The sequence below is a fragment of the Amycolatopsis sp. NPDC003676 genome, assembly GCF_053587275.1.
In genome coordinates this window covers 1-1,045 of the sequence record NZ_JBSFNS010000433.1, presented here as the reverse complement: position 1 = coordinate 1,045, position 1,045 = coordinate 1, and the positions used below count along the sequence as shown (strand labels likewise).

Genomic DNA, 1,045 nt, shown 5'->3' with positions numbered 1-1,045 from the left:
CGGTCGCGCTGCCGAAGAACCCGAGCGGGAAGATCGTCAAGCGCGCGCTGCGGGAAGGGGGTCGCCGACGAGCACATGCAACGGGACCACTTCGATACCGAGCTCGCCGACGACGTCGGGCGACAGCCCGGCCGCCGAATCGGTGACCACCACAACGGTCACGGACTACCGGACCTCCTGCAGCGCCTTGGTCATCGCCGTCGCCACCGCCGCGTGCCCGGCCCAGCCCCAGTGGATGCCGTCCGGGTTCGCCGCGCCCGACTCGATGTCGTCGCGCACGGCCTCGCCGAGGTCGACCAGCGGCACCGCGGTACGGCCGGACCACGCCTGCAGCGCCTTGACCGCGCGCGCCCGGCCTCGGTGCACCCGCCCGTAGGCATCGCACTTGTGCACCGACGGCAGCACCGCGACCACGGGCAGCTCGGGACGCAGATGATTGAGCGCCTCGCGCGACTGCTCGAGGTAGTCGACACTCACCTTCGGCGGAAGCGCCACGGGCCGACCGAGTTTCGACAGCTTCGGCTGCAGCCAGTTGTAGGAGGCGCGCACGCCGCGACGCAGCTTGGGCGGACGGATGTAGCGGATCAGCTCGCGCAGCGCGGTCGGCAGCGGCGAGGGCAGCGTGTCCATGCCGCCCACGGCGAACACGACGGCACCCGCCCGCGGCACGGCGGCCCACACCCGGGGGTCACCGATCAGCGCCCAGTAGGCGTCGCGGCAGGTCCACCCGATCCGGGCGATCAGCTCGACATCCCAATCCAGTTCGGCGGCCACCATATTCGGCCAGATCCGGGGATCGTCAGCGGGCAGGCCGCCTTTGGGTCCGTAGTAGGCGAGCGAGTCGGCGATCACCAGCAGCACGGGCCGCGGCGAGGCGGACTCCACCGGCCGGGGCGCGGTGGACTCCTCGACGAGGACGACCTCCGCGGCCGCCGCACCGAGCGATTCACCCTGTGCGACAGCGGTCTCCGCGACCGGAGCCGCCACCTCGGTGACCGCAGCGGCCACCGTGACGGAATCGACGGATGCCGCGACGGCTTCGTCC

General features: G+C 72.2%; 2 protein-coding genes. Both read right to left on the bottom strand.

Going from position 1 to position 1,045, the window contains the following annotated elements:
• Positions 1–36: 36 nt before the first annotated feature.
• A complete protein-coding gene (locus ACWDNU_RS47000; protein WP_449673599.1) occupies positions 37–162 on the bottom strand; it encodes a DegV family protein in 126 nt (41 codons plus the stop codon).
• 3 nt (positions 163–165) lie between these two features.
• Positions 166–1,045 (bottom strand): diglucosylglycerate octanoyltransferase (gene octT, locus ACWDNU_RS46995; RefSeq protein ID WP_449673598.1); only part of this gene is annotated, 880 nt, incomplete at its 5' end.